The organism is Salipiger sp. CCB-MM3 (assembly GCF_001687105.1).
Taxonomy (GTDB): domain Bacteria; phylum Pseudomonadota; class Alphaproteobacteria; order Rhodobacterales; family Rhodobacteraceae; genus Salipiger.
This window is the reverse complement of record NZ_CP014600.1, coordinates 1-25,998: the sequence shown is the minus strand read 5'-3', so window position 1 is coordinate 25,998 and position 25,998 is coordinate 1. Positions and strand designations below refer to the sequence as shown.

The 25,998-nt window shown below is 67.4% G+C and carries 22 protein-coding genes; 18 read left to right on the top strand and 4 right to left on the bottom strand.

The window, feature by feature from the left end; all coding sequences use genetic code 11:
• Positions 1 to 2 precede the first annotated feature (2 nt).
• Positions 3 to 881 (bottom strand): transferrin-binding protein-like solute binding protein, encoded by an 879-nt coding sequence (locus tag AYJ57_RS24420; RefSeq protein WP_157374396.1) that lies wholly within the window; start codon positions 879 to 881, stop codon positions 3 to 5.
• A gap of 380 nt (positions 882 to 1,261) precedes the next feature.
• Between AYJ57_RS24420 and ftsH the strand changes: the two genes are divergently transcribed.
• The 3 genes from ftsH to AYJ57_RS24405 all read left to right on the top strand — a co-directional run bounded on the left by ftsH (position 1,262) and on the right by AYJ57_RS24405 (position 4,918).
• Positions 1,262 to 3,172: an ATP-dependent zinc metalloprotease FtsH gene (ftsH, locus tag AYJ57_RS24415; protein WP_083191530.1), complete on the top strand. Its 1,911-nt coding sequence runs from the start codon at positions 1,262 to 1,264 to the stop codon at positions 3,170 to 3,172.
• 48 nt (positions 3,173 to 3,220) lie between these two features.
• Positions 3,221 to 3,811 (top strand): rhodanese-like domain-containing protein, encoded by a 591-nt coding sequence (locus AYJ57_RS24410; RefSeq protein ID WP_066112027.1) that lies wholly within the window; start codon positions 3,221 to 3,223, stop codon positions 3,809 to 3,811.
• A 102-nt stretch (positions 3,812 to 3,913) separates the two neighbouring features.
• Positions 3,914 to 4,918: an aldo/keto reductase gene (locus AYJ57_RS24405; protein ID WP_237220302.1), complete on the top strand. Its 1,005-nt coding sequence runs from the start codon at positions 3,914 to 3,916 to the stop codon at positions 4,916 to 4,918.
• Positions 4,919 to 4,944: 26 nt separating this feature from the next.
• Here the strand turns inward: AYJ57_RS24405 and AYJ57_RS24400 are convergent, their stop codons facing one another.
• A complete protein-coding gene (locus AYJ57_RS24400) occupies positions 4,945 to 6,090 on the bottom strand; it encodes an alpha-hydroxy acid oxidase (RefSeq protein ID WP_066112025.1) in 1,146 nt (381 codons plus the stop codon).
• A gap of 275 nt (positions 6,091 to 6,365) precedes the next feature.
• Here AYJ57_RS24400 and AYJ57_RS24395 point away from each other — a divergent pair, with 275 nt between their 5' ends.
• Positions 6,366 to 7,733: a PAS domain-containing protein gene (locus AYJ57_RS24395; protein ID WP_157374395.1), complete on the top strand. Its 1,368-nt coding sequence runs from the start codon at positions 6,366 to 6,368 to the stop codon at positions 7,731 to 7,733.
• Position 7,734: 1 nt separating this feature from the next.
• On the opposite strand, the gene AYJ57_RS24390 is transcribed toward AYJ57_RS24395, so the two are convergent.
• Positions 7,735 to 8,052, bottom strand: coding sequence for a hypothetical protein (locus AYJ57_RS24390; RefSeq protein ID WP_066112021.1), 318 nt, complete (start codon positions 8,050 to 8,052; stop codon positions 7,735 to 7,737).
• 353 nt (positions 8,053 to 8,405) lie between these two features.
• Here AYJ57_RS24390 and AYJ57_RS24385 point away from each other — a divergent pair, with 353 nt between their 5' ends.
• The 9 genes from AYJ57_RS24385 (at position 8,406) to AYJ57_RS24350 (ending at position 21,955) form a co-directional block, all read left to right on the top strand.
• Positions 8,406 to 9,812 carry a cytochrome ubiquinol oxidase subunit I gene (locus tag AYJ57_RS24385; protein WP_066112019.1) on the top strand — a complete coding sequence of 469 codons (1,407 nt, stop codon included), beginning with the start codon at positions 8,406 to 8,408 and terminating at the stop codon, positions 9,810 to 9,812.
• A 1-nt stretch (position 9,813) separates the two neighbouring features.
• Entirely contained in the window at positions 9,814 to 10,821 is a 1,008-nt protein-coding gene (cydB, locus tag AYJ57_RS24380) for a cytochrome d ubiquinol oxidase subunit II (protein WP_066112017.1), read from the top strand.
• The gene (locus AYJ57_RS26095; protein ID WP_157374394.1) at positions 10,821 to 10,922 is read left to right on the top strand and encodes a DUF2474 family protein; all 102 of its coding nucleotides are present in this window, start codon (positions 10,821 to 10,823) and stop codon (positions 10,920 to 10,922) included. The genes cydB and AYJ57_RS26095 overlap by 1 nt, the downstream gene beginning before the upstream one ends.
• Positions 10,923 to 11,221: 299 nt before the next feature.
• Positions 11,222 to 12,394 carry a sugar phosphate nucleotidyltransferase gene (locus tag AYJ57_RS24375; RefSeq protein WP_066112015.1) on the top strand — a complete coding sequence of 391 codons (1,173 nt, stop codon included), beginning with the start codon at positions 11,222 to 11,224 and terminating at the stop codon, positions 12,392 to 12,394.
• 1 nt (position 12,395) lies between these two features.
• Positions 12,396 to 14,486 carry a glycogen debranching protein GlgX gene (glgX, locus tag AYJ57_RS24370; protein ID WP_066112013.1) on the top strand — a complete coding sequence of 697 codons (2,091 nt, stop codon included), beginning with the start codon at positions 12,396 to 12,398 and terminating at the stop codon, positions 14,484 to 14,486.
• Positions 14,487 to 14,488: 2 nt separating this feature from the next.
• Positions 14,489 to 16,195 (top strand): malto-oligosyltrehalose trehalohydrolase, encoded by a 1,707-nt coding sequence (treZ, locus tag AYJ57_RS24365; RefSeq protein ID WP_066112011.1) that lies wholly within the window; start codon positions 14,489 to 14,491, stop codon positions 16,193 to 16,195.
• A complete protein-coding gene (gene treY, locus AYJ57_RS24360) occupies positions 16,192 to 18,417 on the top strand; it encodes a malto-oligosyltrehalose synthase (protein ID WP_066112009.1) in 2,226 nt (741 codons plus the stop codon). The genes treZ and treY overlap by 4 nt, the downstream gene beginning before the upstream one ends.
• Before the next feature lie 86 nt (positions 18,418 to 18,503).
• The gene (locus tag AYJ57_RS24355) at positions 18,504 to 20,201 is read left to right on the top strand and encodes an FAD/NAD(P)-binding protein (protein WP_066112007.1); all 1,698 of its coding nucleotides are present in this window, start codon (positions 18,504 to 18,506) and stop codon (positions 20,199 to 20,201) included.
• A 98-nt stretch (positions 20,202 to 20,299) separates the two neighbouring features.
• Complete coding sequence (locus AYJ57_RS24350; RefSeq protein ID WP_066112005.1) at positions 20,300 to 21,955, top strand: BCCT family transporter; 1,656 nt, start codon at positions 20,300 to 20,302, stop codon at positions 21,953 to 21,955.
• An 84-nt stretch (positions 21,956 to 22,039) separates the two neighbouring features.
• Here the strand turns inward: AYJ57_RS24350 and AYJ57_RS24345 are convergent, their stop codons facing one another.
• Positions 22,040 to 22,594 carry a cytochrome b gene (locus AYJ57_RS24345; protein WP_066112003.1) on the bottom strand — a complete coding sequence of 185 codons (555 nt, stop codon included), beginning with the start codon at positions 22,592 to 22,594 and terminating at the stop codon, positions 22,040 to 22,042.
• Positions 22,595 to 23,139: 545 nt separating this feature from the next.
• On the opposite strand from AYJ57_RS24345, the gene AYJ57_RS26445 reads away from it, so the two are divergent.
• The 5 genes from AYJ57_RS26445 to AYJ57_RS26435 are packed head-to-tail and all read left to right on the top strand — an operon-like array spanning position 23,140 to position 25,867.
• Positions 23,140 to 23,439 carry a hypothetical protein gene (locus AYJ57_RS26445; RefSeq protein ID WP_237220301.1) on the top strand — a complete coding sequence of 100 codons (300 nt, stop codon included), beginning with the start codon at positions 23,140 to 23,142 and terminating at the stop codon, positions 23,437 to 23,439.
• Positions 23,436 to 24,851 (top strand): sulfatase, encoded by a 1,416-nt coding sequence (locus AYJ57_RS24335; protein ID WP_237220300.1) that lies wholly within the window; start codon positions 23,436 to 23,438, stop codon positions 24,849 to 24,851. Before AYJ57_RS26445 ends, AYJ57_RS24335 begins: the two co-directional genes overlap by 4 nt.
• Positions 24,852 to 24,909: 58 nt before the next feature.
• Positions 24,910 to 25,086: a hypothetical protein gene (locus AYJ57_RS26440; RefSeq protein WP_237220299.1), complete on the top strand. Its 177-nt coding sequence runs from the start codon at positions 24,910 to 24,912 to the stop codon at positions 25,084 to 25,086.
• Entirely contained in the window at positions 25,083 to 25,694 is a 612-nt protein-coding gene (locus AYJ57_RS25735) for a lysylphosphatidylglycerol synthase transmembrane domain-containing protein (protein ID WP_237220298.1), read from the top strand. Before AYJ57_RS26440 ends, AYJ57_RS25735 begins: the two co-directional genes overlap by 4 nt.
• Positions 25,664 to 25,867 (top strand): hypothetical protein, encoded by a 204-nt coding sequence (locus AYJ57_RS26435; RefSeq protein WP_237220297.1) that lies wholly within the window; start codon positions 25,664 to 25,666, stop codon positions 25,865 to 25,867. Before AYJ57_RS25735 ends, AYJ57_RS26435 begins: the two co-directional genes overlap by 31 nt.
• Positions 25,868 to 25,998: the final 131 nt, after the last annotated feature.

Below are 25,998 nucleotides of genomic sequence, written 5' to 3'. Positions count from 1 at the left end.
GGTCACTGGATGGCGCCGAACGCGCCGATATAGGTGCTATCGGCGGTGGTCCCCGAGAAGGTGCCCCCCACCTCAGCCGCATCCGGGCCATAGAACTGCCCGTCGACCGTGCCGGTCAGCGTGCCCGTGTCCATGGTTGCGGCAAAGCCGGTGCCGGAAACGCTGCCCTCTGCGTAGAAGTCCAGATCGGGCCGCGACCCGGTGATCACCCCGGTGATCGGATCGGCGGTGATGGTTTCCGAGCTATAGACCTCGACGGTGTCGAAATCGGTGTCCACGGCGATGTAAGAGGTGGTCACCGCCACGTCGCCATCGGTGAACACCTGCCCGGTGCTGTCGCCATAGTAGCTGGCGGTGCCGCTGCTGGGCATCTGGCTGGCACTGGTGCGCGCGCCGATCGAGCCTGCGCCCGCCAGCCGCGTGGTGCCGGTCAGCCCGGTCTGCCATGTGCCGTAGCTCTGGTACTCATAGCCCTGCTGGAACGGATCGGCGGCGACCATCACCCTGTCGCCGTCGGCGCTGACCGCGGTGATCGCGCCCTCCTGCAGGATGAAAGTGTCACCCGCGCTGCGCGAGAAGGTGAGCGTGCCATCGGGGGTTTCGACGCTGACCGCGTCCAGCTCGCCATCCTCGAAGGTCAGCGAGGCGTCGACGTTCCGGTCCGAGACCGGCGTTTCGACCGAGGTCACCGTGCCGTCGGCATTGGTGACGTAATGGGTCGAGACACCCATGCCGCTGGCGCTATAGGTGCCATCGGCAGAGCCATCTTCAACGAATGATACGAGTTCGGAGAGACCGGTGGAGTTATTTGAACCGCCTCCACTCCCGCCGCAGGCCGACAACAGTGAGACGGCGGCGACACCAACAACAAGATACTTCATAGTTCCTCACAAAAATTATTTTTAATCAGTAACTTACGGGGCAGGGCCGCGCCTTGAATTGGCGGTGTCCCATAGGCTGACCGGAAATTGGCCGCGCGAAAAGAAACCGCAGTGATCTAAATCTTGCGCCCCTGCAGGGCTCATTTGTCGAGCAAAGCACAATCCTTATGAGTCTGTAAATATCCTTGCCTGTTTCGCGGGCGCTTTACTTATGATTGTTTCCATATCCGCAACTGAAAATCAGAGGCTGTATCGGTGGTGTCAGTCTCGGTCCCGCGCCGGTTCTGCTATCATCGGCCTGCGACCCGCCGCGCCGGTTTGACTCCGATCAACGCGGCGCGCGGGCAAAGGCTGCACGCTGCCGGGGAGGAGGAGATCCCATGGCCGACAAGCAAAAGCCGCCGGACCGGAGCCCGCCGCCGCCGCTGCCCGAACAATGGCTGCGGGTTGCGATCCTGCTCGTCGCGATCGTCATCACGCTGGCACTGGTGTTGGACGAGAACACGCAGACCTCCACGGCGGAGACCAGATCCTATAGCGCGGTAAAAGAGATGATCGCGGGCGGCAAGGTCACCTCGGCGACGCTGGCGGACCATGCCATCACCATATCGGTGCCGGATGCCGCCGGTGGCACAACGCTCTACCGCGCGACGACCCCGGCGCAGAGCGATCCTTCGCTGCTGCCGCTGCTGGAGGATCACAAGGTGCCGATCACCGCCGATCCGCCCAGCGACAGTTCGATTTGGATGTTCCTGCTGCCGTGGATGCTGATCCTCGGCGTCTATTTCTGGCTGCAGCGGCGAATGATCGGGCAGATGGGCGGCGGAATGGGGGCGGGCGGCGCGGCGGGGCTGTTCAAGGGACGCTTCTCGACCCCGGCAGAGACCCGCACCCTCGTGACCTTCGCGGATGTCGCCGGGCAGGAGCAGGCCAAGCGCGAGGTGGCCGAGCTGGTCGACTTCCTGCGCGAGCCCGAGCGCTATCAGAGCGTTGGCGCCGAGGTGCCGCATGGGGTGCTGCTGATGGGACCTCCGGGCACCGGCAAGACGCTCATGGCCAAGGCGCTGGCCGGGGAGGCGGGGGTGCCCTTCTTCTCGACCTCGGGCTCGGAGTTCATCGAAGTGTTTGTCGGCGTCGGCGCGGGACGCGTGCGCAAGATGTTCGAGGCGGCGCGCAAGGCCGCGCCGGCAGTGATTTTCATCGACGAACTCGACAGTATCGGGCGCACCCGCGGCACCGGCCTTGGCGGCGGGCATGACGAACGCGAGCAGACGCTGAACCAAATCCTCGCCGAGCTCGACGGGTTCGAAGGCAAAGAGGCGGTTGTGGTGCTCGCCGCCACCAACCGGCCCGACGTGCTGGACCCGGCGCTGCTGCGTCCCGGTCGCTTCGACCGCCATGTGACGCTGAGCCTGCCGGACCGCGCCGGGCGGCTGGCGATCCTGAAACTGCATTCCGCCGATCTGCCGCTCGAAACGCCCGGTGACCTTGCCGAGATCGCCGCAGGCACGCCGGGGTTTTCCGGTGCCGATCTGAAGAACTTGCTGAACGAGGGCGCGATCAACGCGGCGCGGCGGCGGGCGCAGAGCATCACCACGGCGGATCTGCAGGAGGCGCGCGACAAGGTGATGATGGGCACGGTGCGCAGCCTTGCCATCGCTCCGGGCGAGCGTCACCGGCTTGCGGTGCATGAGGCCGGACATGCGGCGGCGGCGTTTTATTCGCCGGGGGCGGATCCGCTTTACAAGGTGACGATCATTCCGCGCGGGCAGGCGCTTGGTGGCACGCATATGCTGGAGGGCGAAGAGCATCACACGCTGCCCGAGGAGTATCTCCGCACGCAACTGCTGATCTTGCTCGCCGGGCGTGCCGCCGAGCGCCGTTTTACCGGCTCAGTCAGTTCCGGCGCCGATGACGATATCCGCCGCGCGACGCGGCTCGCCCGCTCGATGGTCACGCGCTGGGGCATGACCGAGGCGCTGGGGCCGGTCGATCTGCGCACCTCCGAGGACAGCCCCTTCCTCGGGCAGTCCTTCGCCCAGCCCCGCGAGCATTCCGACGCCACCGCCGCGCGCGCCGATGCGGCGGTGATCCTGCTGCTGAAGGAGGCCGAACAGGGTGCGGCCGCGCTTTTGGAAGCGCATGAGACGGAAATTCTCGGCCTGGTTTCGCAATTGGAACGCGAGGAGACTTTGGACAGCGCGCAGATCTCAAAGCTTCTCGCCGGGGCGGGAAACGTGCACCGTATCGAACGCCCGACCAATGGACGCAGCGGCGGCGAGCCCGGCTGAGCGGGAGCGCCGAACCTGCGGGCGGGCGTCTGGCAGGGAGGAGAGCCCATGAAGAGTTACGCCATCGCGGCGGCGCTGCTGGTCTGCGCGGCGCAAGCGGGCGCCGAAGCAGAGGTCGGCATCGCGCGGGACATGCCCAAGGTCACGGTCGAGAGCGCCAGCGGACCGGTGGTCATCGAGCGGATTCAGGACCCGGCGCATGAGATCTCGGGCGAGTGGGCCCGAACCTCGCGCCCGTGCCCCGATTTCTGCATCCAGCCCTTCACGCCCGCGCCGGGGGTGGCGACCATCGGAGAGCTGGAATTGATCGCCCTGCTGCAGGACCCGGACGCGGTGGTGATCGACAGCCGCACCCCCGATTGGTTCGAGGGCGGCACGATTCCCGGCGCGATCAACATTCCCTATACTTATGTCATCGACGAGCTTGCCCAGCTTGGCTGCGAGCCCGATTTCGACGGCTGGGACTGCGCGCAGGCCAAGCGGGTGGCGCTTTTCTGTAACGGCATCTGGTGCGGCCAGTCGCCCACCGCGATCCGCAATATGATCGGGGCCGGCTATCCGCCCGAGCGGATCTTCTATTACCGAGGCGGGATGCAGGTCTGGCGGCTGCTCGGCCTCACGGTCACTGGCGGGGGGTGATCGACTGTCCGGCGCAGGCCCGGACGAAAGCGTGAGCTGCCGCTGAGGAACCCTGACCAGATCGGCACGTTGCACCCGGACGCAATACAGAAAGGTGCAATCTTGACCGAGCGATACACACTCCCCCACCGCCTTGGCATGGGCGGCGTCCCGATTGGCAATGAGTTCCGCGTCACCACCGATCTGCAGGCCTCGGAAACCCTTGCATCGGCATGGGATGCGGGCGTCCGCTATTTCGATGTGGCGCCGCACTATGGGCTGGGGCTGGCGGAGCGCCGCTACGGACAGTTCCTGCATCGTCAGCCGCGCGAGAGCTTCGTGCTCAGCTCCAAGGTCGGGCGACTTCTGAAGGCCGGACCCGAGCACCGCGACCAGACGCTGATGCCCTATTCGCCCTCGCCCAACATCGAGATTTACGACTACAGCCGTGACGGCACGCTACGCTCGATCGAGGACACGCTGCAGCGCACCGGGCTCGACAGTCTCGATGTGGTCTTCGTCCACGACCTCTCGCCCGACAATGAGGACGCGCTGCCGAAACCGTGGCTGGAGCTTTGGCCCGAGGCGGTCGAGGGCTGCTTCGCGACGCTTTGCGAACTGCGCGATCAGGGAGTGATCAAGGCGTGGGGCATGGGGGTGAACAGCCCCGAGCCGATCATGAAGGCGATGGAGGACAGCGATCCCGATCTTCACCTCATGGCCAGCCAATACTCGCTGGTCGAGCATGACTACCCGGTGGAGACCGTCTTTCCTAGGGCGCGCGAGAAGGGCAACAGCTTTGTCATCGGCTCATCGCTGAACGCTGGCTTTCTCGCCGGCGTGCACCGCTATCACTATGGTGCCAAGAGCAGCGTGATCTCGAAGGAGCGGATGGACAAGCGCCGCAAGCTCGCCGAGATGGCCTTTGATCACGGCATCGACCTTTTGGCCGCGGCACTGCAGTTCGCCGAGGCGCCGGACGTGGCACAGGCGGTTGTCGTCGGCATGGGGCGCCCGGACGAGGCGATCGACGATATGGTCGCCATGGACAAGCCGATCCCGGTGGAATTTTGGCAGGATCTGCGCTCTGCCGGGCTGATCCATCCACAGGCGCCGGTGCCGGGCTGAGGCTAGGGTGCCGCCGCGACCGGCGTTCAAGCTGGCGTTTCGAGATGCGCCGCCGATACCTCGCTGGGGCTCATCAGCCCCAGCAGGCCGATGTCGCGGTGCAGTTCACGCTTGAGGATGCCGATCGCCTTGGTCACGCCCGGCTCGCCGCCGATCACCGCGGCATAAAGCATGGGCCGCCCGACCCAGACGAAATCCGCCCCCAGCGCCAGCGCCTTGACCACATCGGTGCCGCGCCGGATGCCGCCGTCGACCATCAGCGCCATATCGCCCGCTTCCTCGCGCGCCACCGACAGCGCGCGCACGCCGCTGATCGCATAATCAAGCTGCCGCCCGCCGTGGTTCGACAGGATGACGCCATCGCAGCCCAGCTTGCGCGCCTCCGCCACATCGAGCGGCGAGAGCAGCCCTTTGATCACCAGCCGCCCCTTCCACAGATCGCGGATCAGCGCGACATGCTCCCAGTTCAGATGGTCCTTGCGCCCGTGATCGCGCGCCGCGCGCTGCGAGACGATCGGCGCGCCGCGCTCGGCGAAGGAGTTCTCGAAATGCGGCATGCCGTGGGTCATCAGGCCGCGCAGGAAGGTGCCGAACACCCAGCGCGGGCGCAGGCCGAAATCCCACAGCAGCCGCGGCGAGACCCGCAGCGGCGTCGTAAAGCCCGAGCGGATGTTGTTCTCGCGGTTGGCCAGAACCGCGGCGTCGGCGGTGAGCACGAGCGTCTCGTGGCCCGCCTTGCGCACCCGTTCGATCAGCGCGCGGATGCGGTCATCCTCGCCCGGCAGATAGGCCTGAAACCAGCCGTCGGGATTGGCCTCGCGCACCCGCTCAAGCGGGGTAAGGGACGAGCCGCTGAGACAATAGGGGATGCCCTCGGCCTGCGCGGCGCGGGCCATGGCCACATCGCCGTCGCGCGCCATCAGCGCGGCGATCCCCATGGGCGCGATGCCAAAAGGCGCCTGCCAGTCGCGGCCAAAGAGCGGATGGGTCAGGCTGCGGCCCTCGACGCCGCGCAGCACGCGGGGCACCAGACGGTGTTCGGAAAACACCGCGCGATTGTCGGCGCGGGCGGCGGTGGTCTCGGTGCCGCCGGAGATATAGCCAAAGAGTGGCCGCGGCAGGCGGCGCCGGGCCGGGGTTTCAAAATCGTTGAGGCTCAGCAGCTTGGTCATCGGGTCCCTCCATCCGCGGCTGACCCTAGTGGGCTTTGCCGAGAACGGGAACTCTGAAACCGACCGCTCGCAGCGGGCCGCGCCCGCTCTGTGTTCGGCGCATTCGCGGGCAGCGCTTTTAACGGGCGCGTGAATATGCGGGTTGACGCAACTCCGTCCTTTTTACCCCACATGATTGCAGCTAGGGTCAAATCTCGCGCGGGCCTTTATTTGGCACCGCCGCGACCACAGATGGAGTTCTGGAGAACAGCCGAGGGGGCACTTTGGAACAAACCGTGCTGGATATTGACGAGTTCACCCCGGGAACGGGCAGCTATGAGTGGCATCTTTCCGGCGACAGGCTGCTGTGGAGCAAGGGCCTGCTGGCGGTCTATGGGCTGACGCAGGCCCCGGATCGCGGCGAGGGGTTTTTCACCTCGGTGCACCCCGAGGACCGCGCCCGCATCCGCCAAGAGATGGCGGAGGTCTGCGCCAAGGCCGACCGTTTCGAGCACAGGTTCCGCATCGTGCGCCCCGATGGACGGCTGCGCTTTGTGCTGGATCGGGGCGTGGTCGTCCGCGATGCGACGGGGGCTGCTGTCAAGCTCTCGGGCGTCGAGACGGATGTGACCGATGTGGTCGATGCCTCGACCTTTCCGGCGGGCCAAGGTGCGGCTCCGGCGGCGCGCGGCGACGGGCGCATGGAAGAGGCGGATGTGATCGACGCGCTGTTCAACGACGCGCCCGTGGGCATCGGCATCTGGGACCGCGACCTGCGGTTCGTGAAGATCAACCCGCTGCTGGCCGAGATGAACGGTCTGGCGCCCGAAGTGCACATCGGCAAGACCCCCAAGGAACTGCTGCCCGAGGTGGTCGATATCGACGGTGTGACCAGCCTGCTGCAAGAGATCCTGAACAGTGGCGTCGCCAAGCGCGATGTGGAGATCTCGGGCTGCACCCCGGCCCGGCCCTCCGAGCGGCGCTTTTGGAAAGAGCATTTCTTTCCGATCCGCTCTGCGGGCCGTGTGTCCGGGCTGGCCGCCATCGTCGAGGATGTCACCGAGGCGCGCAAGGCGCAGGAGACCATCGACGCGCTGCTGCATGAGCTCAACCACCGGAGCAAGAATCTCGTCTCGCTGATCTTGGCGATCTCGCGGCAGACGGCGCGCTCGCGGCCCGATGATTTCCTGCCGGTGTTCCAGAGCCGACTTGAGAGCATGTCGGCGGCGCAGGATCTTCTGGTGCGGCGCAGCTGGCAGGACATCGAGCTTGAGGCGCTCGTCCGCTCGCAGCTGCCGCATTTTGCCGAGCTGATCGGCGCGCGGATCATTCTGCGCGGCGCGCCAGATGTGGTGATCCCGGCCTCGGCGGCCCAATCGCTGGCGCTGGCGTTCCACGAGCTGACGACGAACGCGGTGAAATATGGCGCGCTGTCGAATGAGGCGGGCAAGCTGACGATCGCGTGGCAGGTGTCTGCGGACGGCACCGGGTTGCAGATCGTCTGGCGCGAGCGCGGCGGCCCGGCGGTATTGCCGCCCTCGCGCAAGGGCTTTGGCTCGACGCTGACCGGCGCGATGCTGCAATCCACGCTCAGCGGCGAGATCGAGGCGGACTACTCGAGCGAGGGTCTGACGTGGAGCGTGAAATTCCCGCTGAACCCGTGACTTAGGCCTCTTGCGCGTCGAGACCCGAGAGGCGCTTGGCGTTGGCGCTGGTGGCGCTTTGGTAGGGCGCGAGCCCGGCGAGGGTCGCCGCCGCATAGCCCCGGTTCGAGGCCAGCGCGCGCAGGTAGTTTTCGCTGGCGCTGGCGAAGGCCGACGGTTTCTCGACGATCATCCGCGCGGCCTCGGCGGGGGCCATGGCGCCGGTCGCCATCTGCATGGTCCGAAGCTGGACGACGGTGGCTGCCGAGATCATCACCTCGGTCCCGGCCATGGCCGCTTCGTGCCATTGCGCCACGTTTAAGAACAAGCTGCCGAACATGCGCGTTTCCTCGTGCAGATTGGCCCGGTTGCTCCGGGCACCGTATGTTGAAAGCCCGAGGGCGGGCTTTGGTTCCGTCTTCTGAAGATGCACTTTGTGTCTATGTTCTGCGCGATGGCAAGCCCGCGCAACGCGCGTTTTGCCGCGCCTGGTCTGCGGCAGAACCGTCGGCGGAAAAGTGATCCAAAGCGGGCGCTGCCGCGTAATCCCCGCAGTAATCCCACAGCAAGAGCAGAGCCCCCGCCGCACGATCTCTTGAAGCCATTGAACAGATGCGCTCCTTGGCGCGTTGATTGCCATCGACGCGGGCGGGGCTAGCTCAGATAAAAGCCACACCTTCGACGGAAGTGCCCATGACCGCAGAAGTGTCCGCAGAAGTCCTCGCCCGGATTCAATTCGCCTTTACGGTGTCGTTCCACATCATCTTCCCCGCCTTCTCGATCGGGCTGGCCAGTTATCTTGCCGTGCTCAACGGCGCGTGGCTGTGGACGAAGGACGGGCGCTACCTGTCGCTGTTCAATTACTGGAAGAAGATTTTCGCGGTCGCCTTTGGCATGGGCGTCGTCTCGGGCATCGTCATGTCGTATCAGTTCGGCACCAATTGGTCGGTGTTTTCCGACAAGGCCGGGCCGGTGGTCGGGCCGATGATGGCCTATGAGGTGCTGACCGCCTTCTTCCTCGAGGCGGGGTTTCTGGGCATCATGCTGTTCGGGCGGCAGCGGGTGGGCGACGGGCTGCACATGCTGGCGACCTTCATGGTGGCCTTCGGCACGCTGATCTCGGCCACATGGATCCTTGCGGTGAACAGCTGGATGCACACGCCCGCCGGGTTCTCGATCGCCGAGAATGGTCAGTTCGTGCCCGAGGATTGGTGGCAGATCGTCTTCAACCCCTCTTTCCCCTACCGGCTGGTGCATATGGTGCTGGCGGCCTATCTCACGACGGCGCTTGTGGTGGGCGGGGCCTCGGCGTGGCAATTGCTGAGGACGCCGGGGCATCCGGTATCGAAAAAGAGCCTGTCGATGGCCATGTGGATGCTGGTGATCGTCGCGCCGATCCAGATTTTCGCAGGCGACCAGCACGGGCTGAACACGCTGGAGCATCAGCCCGCCAAGATCGCCGCCATGGAGGGGCATTTCGAAAGCCATGAGGGCGGCGTGCCGCTGGTGCTTTTCGCGATCCCCGATCAGGAGAACCAAGAGCTGGATTACGCGCTGGAGATCCCGCATCTGGGCTCGCTGATCCTGACCCACAGCTGGGAGGGGCAGATCCCCGCGCTGTCGGAATTTCCCATCGAGGATCAGCCCCCGGTCTGGATCGTCTTCTGGTCGTTCCGGGTGATGGTGGCGCTTGGCTTTGCCTTCCTTGGCCTCGGGCTCTGGGGGCTTTGGGCGCGCTGGCGCGGCTGGCTTTACCACGACCCATGGCTGCTGCGCGCGTCGGTTGCGCTGGGGCCGACGGGGTTTGTCGCGGTGCTGGCGGGCTGGATCACCACCGAGGTCGGGCGGCAGCCGTGGACGGTCTACGGCTTGCTGCGCACCTCCGACAGCCATTCGCCGCTCGACCTGCCGGCGCTGACCACCTCGCTGATCGGCTTTGTCGTGGTCTATTTCTTCGTCTTCGGGGCGGGCACCTTTTACCTGCTGCGGATGATGCGCAAAGCGCCCGACACGCCGCGGCTTGGCCTGCGTGACGGGCCGATCCGCACGGCGGGGATCATGCCCGGCCCCGCGCAGCCCCGTGACCAGAGGAGCGACTGACATGTTCGGACTGGAGCTTTCCTTCATCTGGGCCGGGATCATCGCCTTTGCGGTGCTGGTCTATGTGATCCTCGACGGGTTCGACCTTGGCGTCGGCATCCTGTTTCCGCTGGCCAAGACCGAGCAGGACCGCGACGTGATGATGAACTCGGTGGCGCCCATTTGGGACGGCAACGAGACATGGCTGGTGCTGGGCGGCGGCGGGCTGTTTGCGGTCTTTCCCTTGGCCTATGCGGTGGTCATGCCGGCGCTTTACGTGCCGATCATCCTGATGCTGCTGGCGCTGATCTTTCGCGGCGTGGCCTTCGAGTACCGCTGGCGTACCAAGCGCTGGAAGCGGCTGTGGGATTTCGCCTTTTTCGGCGGCTCGCTGGTGGCGGCCTTCTCGCAGGGCATGGCGCTTGGCGGGCTGGTGCAGGGCATCGAAGTGGTGAACCGCGGCTATGCGGGCGGCTGGTGGGACTGGCTGTCGCCCTTCTCGTTGTTGACCGGGCTGGCGGTGACCACGGGCTATGCGCTGCTGGGGGCCACATGGCTGGTGATGAAGCTCGAGGGCGACATCCACGACAAGATGCGCCGCATCGCGCAGCCTTTGGGGCTGGCGACGCTGGTTTTCCTTGGGCTGGTGTCGATCTTCACCCCGCTGCAGGACGAGGTCTATTTCCAGCGCTGGTTCAGCGGCGGCTCGCTCGCCTTTGTGGTGGTGGTGCCGGTGCTTGTGCTGCTATGCGCGGCGGGGCTGTGGAAAGGGCTGCGCGGCGGCGGCGACCATTTGCCGTTCTTCTCGGCGCTGGGGTTCTTCGTGCTGGGGTTCATCGGCATCGGCATCAGCTTTTACCCGATGATCGTGCCGCCCTCGCTGACCATCGTCGAGGCCGCGGCCCCCGACAGCAGCCTTGGCTTTGCCTTGGTCGGCACGGTGATCCTGATCCCGATCATCCTTGCCTATACCGCCTATGCCTATTGGGTGTTCCGCGGCAAGATCGACCCCTCCGAGGGCTATCACTGATGCGCGGCAAGCGGCTCCTGTGGTTCATCGCGCTCTGGCTGGCCGGGGTCGCCTGCGTCGGCGCGGTGGCGCTGCTGATCCGGGCGGCGCTGCCTTATTAAAGCGCCCGGCCCGGCGGAATACGCCCCCGCATATAGACTGCTTTCCAAATAGGCATCCCGGCGTTGCATTTGTGCGGGAATGCCGCGTCTTCTGAATAAAACCACGGCGGATATATCCGGCCTTCGGAATTCGACAAAGGCCCCCGATATTTTCAGGAACCAAAGCCGGGCCGGGGGGTTCCTGCTGCGGATCATCCGGCCGGCCTGATCATTTCGACCACCACTGCGACCACCACTGCGGCGAGATGCGGACCGCATCTTTCGCAGGGCATTTCAGCATCCTGACAGGGCCATGATTCATGCGGATTTCCAAAAGCTTGCCAAGCACCGCCCGGTGCCTTCCCTTCCTGCTGGCGGGCGGTCGCGGCGCGCGTCTCTTTGAGCTCACCAGCGCGCAGTGCAAACCGGCCCTCAGCTTTGGATCCGGCGAGGGACGGATCGTCGATTTCATTCTGGCGGCAGCCGAGCGGGCGCAATTCGAAAGCCTCTTCGTTGCCACGCAATACCGCCCCAATGACCTGTGCCAGCACCTCAATCGGCATTGGGCGCATGGCTTTGCCAAAGGGATTTCGGTGCGCGACGGCGAATTTCTGAGCCCCTATGGCTATCGCGGCACCGCCGACGCGCTGCGCTGCAATATCACCGCGCTCGACGCCTATGCGCCGCGCGACGTCATGGTGCTGTCGGGCGATCATGTGCTCGACATCGACCTTGAGCAGCTGCTCGCCCATCACCGCGGGCACGGCTTGCCGGTCACCGTCGCGGCGACGCCGGTGCCGCTGTCGCAGGCGCGCGGCTTTGGCATCTTCGATCTCGATGCGGATGGCGAAGTCTTTGGCTTTGCCGAAAAGCCCGCCGACCCGCAGCCGATGCAGGGCGACCCCGAGCGCGCGCTGGCCTCGACCGGCATCTATGTGTTCGACTGGATCTGGCTCAAGCAGGTGCTGCGCGAAGCGCCCGGTCGCCCGACCACGCGGCATGACTTCGGGCAGGACATCCTGCCGCTGGCGCTGCGCGAGGCGGCGCTGTCGGTCTACCGGCTGCCCGACAGCCGCGACGGCCAAAGCGCCTATTGGCGCGATGTGGGCTCGCTCGATGCCTACCGGCGCGCGCAGCTTGATTTCGCCGCCGAGGTGCCGCCGGTGGCGCTGCCCAAGACCATGCAGCGGGCGCAGACCGACTGTATCGACAGCATCGCCGAGGGCACGGTGTTCCTGCCCGGCAGCAAGATCGGCAGGCGCTGCCAGATCAGGGGCGCCATCGTCGGCACCGGCGTGCGGCTGCCGGATGGGTTCCGCGCGGGCTATGACGCCGAAGAGGATGCCCGTTTCTTCCGCAGAACCCCCGAGGGCACGCTGCTGATCACCGCCGAGATGATGGACCGGCGCAACGCCGCCCTGCGCAAGACCACAGCACGGGCCCCCATCCACCGGGTGCCCCGGATGACCGCTCTCACCAGCTTGGAAGGCTGACATGATCGATCCGCGTGACGTCTCTATCGACCCAGCCCGGTCCCGACCGGACCAGCTTGGGGCCCGCTTCGACGGGGAGGGCACCAACTTCGCGCTCTTCTCCGACCATGCGGAAAACGTCGAGCTGTGCCTGTTCGACGAGGCTGGCGCGCAGGAGCTGACCCGGCTGGAGCTGCCCCGCGCCGAGGGCGGTATCTTCTTTGGCTACTGTCCCGACCTCGGGCCGGGGCAGGCCTATGGCTACCGGGTGCATGGGCCGTTCGAGCCGGAAAGCGGCCATCGCTTCAACCCGCACAAGCTGTTGCTCGACCCCTATGCCATGGCGATGCGCGGTCAGCTGACGTGGGACGATGCGCTGTTTGGCTATCCGGCGGGCGGCTCGGATCTGGATCTCGACACCCGAGACAGCGCGCCTTTCATGCCCAAGGCGGTGGTTGCGGACCCGGTGTTCGACTGGGAGGCGGATGCCGCGCCGCAGGTGCGCTGGCGCGATACGGTGATCTACGAGGCGCATGTGAAGGGGCTCACCATGCGCCATCCCGGCGTGGTGCAGGCCGACCGGGGCACCTTCCGCGCGCTTGCCTCTGCCCCGATCATCGAGCATTTGCAAAAGCTTGGCGTCACGACGATCGAACTGCTGCCGATCCACGCCATGGTGCAGGACCGGCATCTGATCGAGAAGGGGCTGCGCAACTACTGGGGCTATAACACGCTGGGGTTCTTCGCGCCGAACCGCACCTATCTGGCGACCGAGGACGTGCGTGAGGTGCGCGCCGCGGTGAAACGCTTCCACGCCGCCGGGATCGAGGTGATCCTCGATGTGGTCTACAACCACACCGCCGAGGGCAACGAGCTTGGCCCGACCCTGTCGTTCAAGGGCATCGACAACGCCAGCTACTACCTGCTGTCGCCCGAGAACCGCCGCCACGGCTTTGACACCACCGGCACCGGCAACACGCTCAATGTCGCGCATCCGATGGTGCTGCGCATGGTGATGGACAGCCTGCGCTATTGGGTCGAGGCCTTTCACGTCGACGGTTTCCGCTTTGATCTCGCCTCGACGCTGGCGCGCGAGCCCGATGGGTTCGAGCGTGAGGGCGCCTTCTTCAACGCCATCCGGCAAGACCCGGTGCTGAGCCAGATCAAGCTGATCGCCGAGCCTTGGGACGTGGGCGAGGGCGGCTATCAGGTGGGCGGCTTCCCGTGGCCCTTCCGCGAGTGGAACGACAAGTTTCGCGACGACGTGCGCGGCTTCTGGAAGCGCGAGCCGGGCAAGCTTGGCGGCCTGTCGGAGCGGCTGATGGGCAGCCCGGTGCAGTTCAACCACTCGCACCGCCCGGCCACCTCTTCGGTCAACTTCATCGCCGCCCATGACGGCTTCACGCTTTGGGACACGGTCTCGTACAACGACAAGCACAATGAGGCGAACGGCGAGGATGGCCGCGACGGCCACAACCACAACCTGTCGGACAATATGGGCCATGAGGGCGCCACCGACGATCCCGGCATCATTGCCGCGCGCACGCGGCGGGTGAAGGGCATGCTGGCGACGCTGTTCCTGTCGCATGGGGTGCCGATGCTGCTGGCGGGCGACGAGATGGGCCAGACCCAAAGCGGCAACAACAACGCCTATTGTCAGGACAATGAAACCACCTGGATCAACTGGGAGGCGGCGCGTCCGGGGCTGGTCGAGGCGGTCTCGGCGCTGACCGCGCTGCGCCGCGACTGGCGCGGGCATCTGGCGCCCTATGGGTTCTGGCCACGCCCCGAGGCGACCGAGAGCATCTGGCTGCATCCCGAGGGCCGCGAGATGTCCGAGCGCGATTGGCAGGACGGTGGGCTTTTCGCCATGGGGCTGCGGCACCATCAGGAAGACTGCCCGGATCTGCTGATCCTGATCAACGGCGGCGAGTCCTGCACCTTCACCCTGCCCGAGGGGGCGTGGGAGCTTATCCTCGACACCGGACGTGACGACACTGGGAGCGACGGGATCACCTGCGCAGAGCGCCCCGGACCGCAGATCACCGTGGGGACGCAATCGGTGGCGGTGCTGCGTGATCGCGGCGGCGCTGCGGGCGCGGGAAGAGTCTGACCATGCAGCCGCGGTGGGGCGCTCATGCGGACGGGGATGGCCTGTGGTCCTTCGGCCTCTGGGCTCCCAAGGCGCGGCGGGTGCAACTGCTGCTCGAGGGTCGCGAGATCGCCATGCGCAGCGAGACGGGGATCTGGAGCGTGCGGCTGCCCGCGCGGGCCGGCATGGCTTATCTGTTCAGGATCGACGGGCGGGATGTGCCCGACCCGGCGGCGCGCGCCCAGCTTGGCGGCGTCGAGGGGCCATCGCTCACCGTCGATCCCGCGCGCTACGACTGGGGCACGCCATGGCAGGGGCGGCCGCTCGAAGAGGCGGTGATCTTTGAGCTGCATGTGGGGGCCTTCACCCCCGAGGGCACTTTCGCCGCCGCTGCCCGCCGCCTGCCGGACCTTGCCAGCCTAGGCATCACCGCCATCGAGATCATGCCGGTCTCGCAATTCGCCGGACGCCGCGGCTGGGGCTATGACGGCGTGCTGATCCGCGCGCCGCATCCGGCCTATGGCACGCCCGACGATCTGCGCGATCTGGTGGCGCGGGCCCAAAGCCTTGGCATGATGGTGATCCTCGATCTGGTGATGAACCACTTCGGCCCCTTCGGAAATCTGCTCCCCAGCTATGCGCCCGAGTTCTTCAACCAGCGCCCGACGCCCTGGGGTGACGGCATCGCCTTCGAACGGGCCGAGGTGCAGGCGTTTTTCCGTGACGCCGCCTTGGGCTGGCTGCGGGAGTACCGGCTCGACGGGTTTCGCTTCGACGCGGTGCATGAAATCCGCGACGGGCAGGACCAGCGTTTCATGCGCCAGCTTGCCGCCGAGATCCATGCGCTCGATCTGGGGCGCCCGGTGCATCTGATCTGCGAGGACGAGCGCAACCTGCCGCATCTGCGCGAGGCCGGGTTCGACGCCGAATGGAATGACGATTGGCACAATGCGATGCATGTGGCGGTCACCGGCGAGACCCATGGCTATTACAGCCGCTTTGCCGAGGATCCCTTTGACGATGTCGCCAAGGCGCTGAGCCGCGGGCAGGTGGACGAGGGCCAGCCCCACCCAGAAGAACCGCGCGGCGCGCCCGCCGCGCATCTGCCGTGGACCGCTTTCGTCAACGCCAATCAGACCCATGACCAGATCGGCAACCGCGCGCTTGGCGAGCGGCTGATCTCGCTGATCGGCGACGGCCCGGCGCGGGTGCTGCATGCGGCGCTTTTGCTGATGCCCTTCGTGCCGATGCTGTTCATGGGCGAGGAAGAGGGCAGCGAGGTGCCCTTTCTGTTCTTCTGCGATCCCCCCGACGAGGCCGGGCGCGCGGCGGTGCGCAGGGGCCGCGGTGCCGAATTGACCCGCATCGGCTATGACCTGTCGGGAATGCCCGACCCCACCGGCCCGGAGGCGCTGGAGGCCTCGCGCCCCTATCCCGCGTCAGACCCGGGGCGGGCGGCGGCATGGCGCGATCTGACCCGCGATCTGCTGGAGCTGCGCGCGCGCAAGATCGTGCCGCTGCTCAGCTCGGGCAAGCTTGGGCTGGGCGCGGTCACGCGGCTTGGCGCGCGGGCTTATGTCGTGCGCTGGCCTTTCGCGGCGGGCGAGATCCGCATGCTGCTGTCGCTGGGAGAGCCCGCCACCGGCGCGCAGGGGCTGCCGCGCGCCGAGTTTCGGCTTGGCGATCCGACCCTTGATCCCTTTGCCATCGAAGTGGAGATCACCGCGTGAGACCTCTTATCGCGACCTACCGGCTGCAACTTCGTCAGGGTGTCGACTTTGTGCGCGCCGCGCAGCTTTTGCCCTATATCGCCGATCTGGGGGTCAGCCATCTCTACCTCTCGCCGATCTTCACGGCGCAGAGCGGCTCGACCCACGGCTATGACGTGGCCAATCCCGCCGAGATCGACCCGGTGCTTGGCGGGCGCTCCGGCTTTGAGCGCCTGGTGACGGCGGCGCTGGCGCATGGTCTCGACATCGTGCTCGACCTCGTGCCCAATCATACGGTGCTCAGCACAGAAAACCCGTGGCTTGTGGATGCGCTGACCCATGGCGCCGAGAGCCGCTTTGCCAAGTATTTCGACGTCGACTGGGCCGAGGGGCTGATCCTGCCGCTGCTGCCGCAGCCGAAAGACGAGATGCTGCAGCAGGGGGCCTTTAAGATCGACGCTGGCGGGCAGCGCATCACATGGGAGGGCGGCTGGCTGCCGCTCGCCCCCGGCAGCGCCGAAAGCGGCGATCCTCGGGACGTGCTTGACCGCCAGCACTGGCATCTGCGCCACTGGGTGCGCGAGCGCAAACGCCTGACCCACCGCCGGTTTTTCAATATCACCAGCCTCATCGGGATGCGGGTCGAACTGCCCGAGGTCTTCGAGGCCATGAGCGCCCTGCCGCTTTCGCTGCTGCGCGAGGGCTTGGCGCATGGGCTGCGGATCGACCATGTGGACGGGCTCGCCGATCCCGCCGAATACCTGCGTCGCCTGCGACAAGAGGTGGGGCCGAAGGTGCCGATCTGGATCGAGAAAATCCTCACCGGCGAGGAACGGCTGCAGCATTGGCCGGTCACCGGCACCACCGGCTATGAGGCCAACGACCGGATCACCCGGCTGCTGCTGGACGCCGAGGGGATGGACCGGCTCGACCGGATGTGGCGCGGCGCGACCGGGGCCAAGGGCGACTATGCGGCGGCCTGCCGCGCCGCGCGGCACCAGATCCTGTCGGAGGATCTGGCGGCGGAACTGTCGGAACTGACCCGCATCGCGCTGCAGGCGCTGAACGAGACCGACGCCGAGGAGGATCCCGCGTTGGTCAAGCCCGAGCAGATCAAAGAGGCGCTGCGCGCGCTGCTCGTCGCCTTCCCGCGCTACCGCAGTTACATCGACGGCGACGGCCCGAGCGCCGAGGATCTGCAGCTGCTGACCCAGACCGCCGAAGAGGCCGCCGCCACGCTGCCCGACCGCCAGATGCTGGACCGGCTGCACGCGCGGCTCGCCGCCCCGAAAGGCCGCGCTGGCCGCGCCTTCGTCCGGCGCTTTCAGCAAGTGACCGGCGCAGTGGTCGCCAAGGCGCAGGAGGACACCGCCTTTTACCGCCACACCCGCTGTCTCGCCGAGGCCGAGGTCGGATCCGAGCCCGATGCGCCACCGCTGACCCCGGCGGAGTTCGAGGACTATTGCACCGAGCGCGCCCGCCTCTGGCCGCAGGCGCTGACGCTGGGGTCGAGCCATGACACCAAACGCGGCGAGGACGCGCGCGCGCGGCTCATCGCGCTGACCCATCTGCCGGAAGAGGCCGCGGTTCTCTGGGCGCAGGCCGCCCGACTGAAAGGGCCGAACCCGCCTGACGGTTCGGTGCGCTGGTATATCCTGCAATCGGCCATCGCGCTTTGGGATCCGGACCGCGCGGACCTTGAGGACCGGCTGGCAGAGCATCTCGAGAAGGCGCTGCGCGAGGCCAAGGAACTCACCGACTGGCACGACCCCGACGAGGACGCCGAGGCGCAGGCGGCAGACTTCGGGCGGGCGCTTCTGGCGCAGTGGCGGGCGGACCCGCCCGAGGCGCTGCGCAAGCTTGGGACGATGGGCGAGGGGCTGTCGCTGACGCAGCTTGCCCTGCGCGTCTTCATGCCGGGCGTGCCGGACATCTATCAGGGCAGCGAAAAGGGCAGCTTCGATCTGACCGACCCGGACAACCGCACGCCGCTCGACCCCGCCGCGCCGATCTCGGTGTTTGGCTGGCGCAAGACCGCGCTGCTCAAAGAGCTTGTGGCGCTGCGGCGCGCCGACCCCGAGCTTTTCACCAAGGGCAGCACCCGGCTCACAGCCGAGGCGGAGGGCCTCGCGCTGACCCGCAGCCTCGAGGGGCGCGCGCAGCGGCTGCTGTTCTCGGCGGAGGGGGCGTTTGATCCGCAGTTCCGCTGCGCCTGCTCTGCAAAGACCACCGCCGCGCAATAGGCGGCGCGTGCCCCCACCCGCCCGCGGGTCTGTTCCGAGTTGCCTTTGGTGCCTCCCATCCACCCTCCATTCGGCGGAGATCGCGCATGGCCTATGAGAAACCCATCCCCCTGAGATCGCGCGGCAATCGGCCCGTGAGGCCGCCGCGCCCCCGCCCGCCCGCGGCCCATCGCGTCGCGATCGTCGGTGCCGGTCCGACCGGGGTCTACACGCTTGCCGCTTTGCTGCGGCTGGCACCGTCTCGGCTGCATGTGGACATCTTTGAGAAGGGCAGCGCCGCCGGTCCGGGGATGCCCTATAGCGCCGATATGAACGCGCCGGTCATGCTGTCGAACATCGCCAGCCGCGAGTTGCCGCCGGTTCTGACCTCGCTCAACGACTGGCTGCGCGGGCTCGACACATCGGATCTGGCGCGCTTGGGGCTGCGCGCGGCCGAGATCAGCGACGAGGCGTTTTATCCGCGTCTTGCGCTGGGGGCCTATTTCACCGCGCAGATGTCGGATGTGATCGCGCTTGGGCGGCGGCAGGGGCACCGGATCGAGCTTCACCTGCACCACACGGTCACCGACATCGCGCCGCGCGCGGCGGGCGTAGAGCTGGCGTGGCGCAGTCCGGGCAGCGCGTCGAAGGCGCTCTATGCGGATGCGGTGCTGGCCACCGGGCACCGCTGGCCGGACCGGACGTGCGCGGGCGGGGCGGTGCTGCATTCGCCTTGGCCCGCCGAGAAGCTGACCCGGCTGCCGCAGCAACGGATCGGCGTGCTGGGCACTTCGCTGTCGGCCATTGATGTGGCGGTGACCATCGCCTCGGCGCGCGGGCGTTTTTGCGAGGAGGGCGGGCGGATGCGCTATGTCGCGCAGGAGGGGCGGGAGCCGTTTCTGCTCAGCCTCATGTCCCGCAAGGGGCTGCTGCCCGAGGCGGATTACTGGTACGACCTGCCGTTGCCCGAGCTGCCCCGTTTGGCGGGTATCTGCGCGGAGGTGTCTGGCACGGAGGTCTCTGGCGCCGAGGAGGGCGCTCTGCTCGACCGCGCCTATCGCGCCTTCGTTGCGGACCTGCAGGCGGCGGATCCGGCGTGGCTGGCGGGCCTCGGCGGGCCTGACGTGCCCTGCGACGCGTTTTGCCACGCATATTTCGCCAAGCGCCTCGCGGCGGATCCCTTCGATTGGGCCCGTGCCAATCTTGTAGAGGCCGAAGAGACCGTCGCCAGCAAGACCCCGACGCCTTGGCGCAGCGCGCTGCTGCGCGCGCATGAGCTGTTCGAAGAGCTCATTCCAAGGTTCAGCGATGCCGAGGTCGCGGCGTTTCACGCCACGCTGAAGCCGATGTTCACCGATTGCTACGCCTGCGTGCCGCACCCGTCGATCAAGCGCCTGCTGGCGCTGCGCGAGGCGGGGGTGCTCGAGGTGCTGCGGCTTGGTCAAACGACCGGCGATGACAGCCAGATCACCGCCTGCGCACAGGGCGTGTCGGTGCGCCACGGCGGGCAGGAGAGCGTCTTCGAGATGCTCATCGACGCGCGCGGCCAGCGCGCCATGACGCTGGCAGACCTCGGGTTTCCGTCGCTGGCGCGCGCGGGTCTGCTGTCAGAGCCGCTGCGCTTTGACGCTTTTGTCCTGCCCCTTTCCGCGCCCTGCGCGGGGCGCATCCATTGCGTCGCGCTGCCGGCGCTGCTCCAGCGTCATCCCTTTGTGCAGGGGCTGGTGAACGCCAGCGAAATGGGCGGCGAGACGGCGGAGATGATCGCCAAAGCGATGCGCAAAACGGCTCTGAAATCCGGCTGACACACCCCTCGCCGCATCGGCAAAGACTGGCCGACCGGCGCTTGGGCGCTATCTGCTCTCGCAAGCTTCAAGCCAACGTGACCATTCAGGAGAGCCAGATGCACGATAAGATGCCGCAGGAACGGCTGTTCATCTTCCCGAGGGTGCACAAGACCGTCTTTGCAGTCTCGGCGCTGCTCATCGTCGGATTTATCCTCTTCGGGGCGACCTTCAGCGAACAGGCCAACAGCGTCTTCACCGGCATCCAGAACTGGTTTGCCGACACGCTGGGCTGGGCGCTGATCATCGAGGTCAATATCTTCGTGCTTGCCACGATCTACCTCGCCTTCGGCCCCTTCGCCGACATCCGCCTTGGCCGGATGAACGACAAACCCGCCTATGGGCTGATCTCATGGACGTCGATGCTGTTCTCGGCGGGCATTGGCATCGGCCTGATCTACTGGGGCGTGGCCGAGCCGCTCTATCACTACTTCGCGCCGCCCACCGGCGATGCGGAAACCCAAGAGGCCGCACGGCAGGCGATGGTGATCTCCTTCCTGCACTGGGGCTTCCACGGCTGGGCGATCTACGCGGTGATCGCGCTGGCGCTGGCCTATTTCCACTTCCGCAAAGGGCTGCCGCTGACCATCCGCTCGGCGCTTTATCCGATCCTTGGCGAGAAGATCTTTGGCCCCTGGGGCAGCGCGGTCGACATTCTTGCGGTGTTTGGCACGATGTTTGGCATCGTCACCTCGCTGGGGCTTGGCGCGATGCAGATCAACTCGGGCCTTGGCGAGGTCTTTGGCATCGGCGACAGCGTGGTCACGCAGATCATCATCATCGCCCTGATCACCCTTGCGGCGACGATCTCGGTGGTGGCGGGTCTCGACGGCGGCATCAAGCGTTTGTCGAACCTCAACATCGGCCTCAGCTTCGTCTTCCTGATCTTCATGCTGATCGTCGGCCCGACGGTGTTCATCTTTGATCTCTTCGTGCAGAGCTACGGCGATTACGTCGCCCGCTTCGTCAGCTGGGCCAGCTGGACCGAGGCATGGCAGGCCGATGGCTCGTGGCAGAATTCCTGGACCATCTTCTATTGGGCATGGTGGATCTCGTGGTCGCCGTTCGTCGGCGTCTTCGTGGCGCGCATCTCCAAGGGCCGCACCATCCGCGAGTTCGTGCTGGGGGTGATGCTGCTGCCGACCTCGATCATGTTCTTCTGGTTCTGCGCCTTTGGCGGCACCGCGCTGAACATCTCGCTGGGCGGCGATCCGGCGCTGGTCGAGGCCACCAAGAATGCCTATGGCGACGCGATGTTCGCGCTGCTCGATTACTTCCCCGCCTCGGGGCTGATGTCGGGCTTTGCGATGATCCTGATCGTGCTGTGGTTCGTGACCTCCTCGGACTCGGGCTCTTTCGTGATCGACATGCTGACCGCGGGCGGTGACACCGATCCGCCGCGGGTGCAGCGGGTGTTCTGGGCGATCACCGAAGGCGCCGTGGCCTCGGTGCTGCTGCTGGCGGGCGGGCTCAACGCGCTGCAGGCGGCGGCGGTGGTGGCGGGCTTTCCGTTTGCCGTGGTGTGCCTGTTCATCCTGATCGGCCTGTTCAAGGCGCTGCGCTGGGACACGCTGATGGTCTATCGCCACAACCAGCGCTACCGCGACGACGAAGAGGCGGATCACGCCATGCCTTCGGAACTGCCGGGCGAGCTTTACGGGGCTGATCCGACGCCGCCGCCGCAGCCGGATGCCGCGTATAAGCCCGCGGAGTAAGGGCCGTAGGAACAAGACAGGGGACCGGCGGGCGCGCCGGTCCTTTTTTGTGGCGACACGTAGTTTTTGGCGAGGCGCAGGGCCTCAGGCGGGCGGCCACATGCGGCTGAACACCCCGTCCCGCTTCACCAGCCCATGCAGCGCGGCGGCCCCTGCGTGCACCGCGATCAGCCCGATCAGCACCGTCTTGGCCAGATCGTGAAAGCCGCTGGCGGATTTGGCCAGCGCCTCATCCTTGCCGACCATGCCGCCAAGCAGCGGGTCCCAAAACTCCATGGGAAAGCCGCCCGCCTGCACCCGCACGATGCCAGAGATCACCAGCGCCACCAGTGTCAGATAAAGCAGCCAATGCACCAGTTGCGCCACCAACGCCTGCAGCGCCGGGACGCTGGCCGGAAGCGGCGGCGGCCTTGAGATCAGCCGCACCACCAGCCGCAGCACGACCAGAGCCAGAATGATCGGGCCGATGTTCTTGTGATAAAGAAAGAGCGTATTCTGCAGCGCCCGCGGCAGCCCCTCCTGCACCATGACCAGCCCCGCGGGGATGGTGGTGAGCACAAGCAGCACCGTCAGCCAGTGCAGCAGCCGCGCCGCGCGGGAATAACGGGGGAAAACCTCTGTCTGAGCCACGCTGGCCATGCGCCGACCTCCCGGTTCTGAGCTCTCACAGCCTAGTGAGTACATGCCCTTACGTAAAGCGCGGTGCTTGACAGGCGCGGGCGCGGCAGCACTTCATTTGGCATGGACCTGCCGCCGCCCCCTGTGCAACGCGCCTCGGCTCTCGCCGCTGCAAGGACGCCTTTTGCGTCCCTTGCGCTACTGGCCTCGGGGTTTGCGCTGGCGCTTTGCGGCCTGTCGTGGTGGCTGGCCGGGGCTTTGATGCTGCTGCCGGTGCTGGGCTTCGGGCTGGGGGCGGGGGTCTCGGGCCACTTCCTGCTGCGCCACTGGCCCGCGCCGCGCCTCGGCTATGCCAATGCGCTCACCCTCGGGCGGCTGGCGCTGGCGGGCGCTGATGCTGCTGCCCTTGGTGCAACCCGCGCTGACGAGGGCGCCTCTGGCTGGGGGTTCTTCTGCCTCGCGCTGATCACGCTGGCGCTCGATGGGGTCGATGGCCCGCTGGCGCGGCGCAGCGGGCTGGCCGGACCTTGGGGCGCGCGGTTCGACCATGGAGGTCGACAGCGTCTTTGCCCCTGCTGCTCGCGGCGGTGGCATGGCGCAGCGGCGCGGCGGGCGGCTGGGTGCTGTTGCTGGGCGGCCTGCGCTATCTCTTCGTCAGCGCCAGCCTGCTCTGGCCGTGGCTCGACGCGCCCTTGCCGCAACGCTTCCGGCGCAAGCTGGTCTGCGTGGTGCAGATCGCGGTGCTGGCGGGGCTGCTCGCGCCCATCGCGGGGCCGCCTTGGTCCGAACTCGCGGCGCTGCTGGCGCTGGCGCTGCTGGCGTGGTCCTTCGCGCTGGATGTGCTCTGGCTGGCGAGGCGGCGGTGAGCGGGGCCGGGGCGGGGAGGAGAGGAGCGCTGCGGCTCTGGCTGGCGCTGCTCGTCTCGGCGGTGCTGGTCGATCTGCTGCTGATCCTGCCCAACCACCCCGGCGCGCTGCGCTGGCCCGCGCTGAGGATGGTGCCGCTGGAGCTGCCGGTGCTGCTGCTGGGGATGCTGGCGCTTGGGCCGCGCGCCCGTCCGCTGGCGATCTTGGCGAGCGTGGCGCTCACCCTGATGACGGCGCTCAAGCTGGCTGATCTGTCCGCCTATACCGCCTTTGGCCGCGGCTTCGATCCGCTGGCGGACATGCATCTCGTGCCCGCGGCGGCGCATCTGCTGCGCGGCAGCGCCGGGCTTGCGGGTGCGCTGGGGGTCGGCGCGGCGCTGGCGCTGCTGCTGGGCGGGGCGATGGTTTTGCTCTACCGCGCGCTGCGCCTTTGGGCCCGCTGCGGCAGCCAACTGCCGCGCGCTCTGCGGCTGGCGGCGGGGGGCACCGCGCTGGTTTTCGCGCTGCTCTGCGCCGCCGAGATCCGCACCGCGCTCAACGGCTGGCAGGGCTGGCGCCCGGCCGGCAACGCCTTCACCGCGCGGCTCGGGGCCGAGCACATTCGCGATTTCGCCCGTGCCCGCACCGCGCTGGCCGAATTCGAGCGCGCCGCCGCCACCGACCCTTGGGCCGGACGCGATGGCCTGCTGTCGAAACTCGAGGGCCGCCCGGTGGTCATCGTCTTTGTCGAAAGCTACGGGCGGCGGCCTTTGACAACCCGCTCTATGCGCCGCGCCATCTGGCGACGCTGCAGGCCGGAGAGGCGGCGCTGGCGCAGGCGGGGCTGGCGATGCGCTCGGGCTGGCTGCGCTCGCCGGTGCAGGGCGGGCAAAGCTGGCTGGCGCATGCGACGCTGGCGGCGGTGTGGAGGTCAGCGACCAGCGCCGCTACCGCGCCCTGCTGGCGAGCGCCCGGCAGAGCCTCTTCAGCCTCGCCAGCCGCGCCGGGTATCACACCATGGCCGTGGCCCCGGCGATCGTCATGGACTGGCCCGAAGGACCGGCCATGGGGTTTCAGGAGATCCGCGCGCCGCCGAGCTTGGCTATCGCGGGCTGCCGTTCAACTGGGTGACCATGCCCGATCAATACACGCTGGCGGAGTTCGACCGGATCGCCGCCGATCAAGGCGCCCCGCTGATGGCCGAGATCGCGCTGATCTCCAGCCATGCGCCTTGGACGCCGGTGCCGCAGATGGTGCCTTGGCAGGCGGTGGGGATGGCAGCATCTTCGACGCCGAGGCCACCTCTGGCCCGAGCCCCAAGGAGGTCTGGGCCGATCCGGACCGCATCCGCGATCACTTTGGCCGCTCGCTCGATTATGCGCTGCGCAATGTGCTGTCATGGGCGGCGCTGCCGCGCGCCGAGCCGCCGTTGATCCTCGTGCTGGGCGATCACCAGCCGCCGAATTCGTGGCGCAGGCGGGGGGCAAGGATGTGCCCCTGCATCTCATCGGCCCACCGGAAGCGCTGCGCCTCTTCGACGGTTGGGGCTGGGCCGCGGGGCTGCAGCCCGACCCGGCGCAAGACGCCCTGCCCATGCGCGACGTCCGCGACATGTTCCTGCGCGCCACCAGCGCGGCGGGGCCGCAGATGCGGGCAGACGGGTCATGAGCGCGCTGCGTCTTCTGCTGCCGCTTGGGCTGATCGGGCTCTGCCTGTGGCTCGCCGACGGGCGCGAGGCGCTGCGGCGGCTGTCCGAGCTTTCGCCGGGCTGGGGGCTGGCCACGCTGGCGCTGCTCAACGCGGTGACGCTGCTCTCGGCGCTGCGCTGGCGGCGGACCGCCGCGGCCTTGGGGCTGCAGATGCCGCGGGGCGAGGCCGCGCGCGAGTATTACATGGCGCAATTCGTCAATCAGACCCTGCCCGGAGGCGTGCTTGGCGATGCGGCGCGGGGCCGCGCGCAGCCGCCAGAACGGCGCGCTGAGCCGCGCCGCGCAGGCGGTGGTGCTGGAGCGCGCGGCGGGGCAGGCGGGCATGGGGTTCGTCGCCCTGACGGGGCTGGTCCTGATGCTGGCGGGCGTTGGAGGCCCCTCGGCCCTCGGGTTTTGTGCCAAGCCTTTGGCTGCCCGGCGCGGTCCTGGTCCTGTTGCTGGGCGCGCTTGTGCTGCTGGCCAGCCAGAGGCGGGGCCGCGCGCAGGGCTGGCGCGCCGCCGCCCGCATCGCGCTGCTTGGCCAATGGCGCACGCAAGTGGCGCTCTCGCTGGCGATCGCCGGGCTGACCGTCGCCGCCTTTGTCACCGCCGCGCGGGCCAGTGGCAGCCTGCTGCCCGCGGGCCACGCCGCGCTGATCGTGCCGCTGATCCTGACGGCGATGCTGCTGCCCGCCTCTGTCGCGGGCTGGGGCTGGCGCGCGAGGGCGCGGCGGCGGCGCTGTTTCCGCTGGCCGGTCTGAGCGCCGAGGCGGGGCTGGCGGCGAGCATCGCCTTTGGCCTGATCAGCCTGCTGTCCGCCCTGCCGGGGGCATTCTTCCTGCGCCGCAGCCCGCAGGCACAAGCGCAAGGCACCGCCGGCATTGCCTCACCC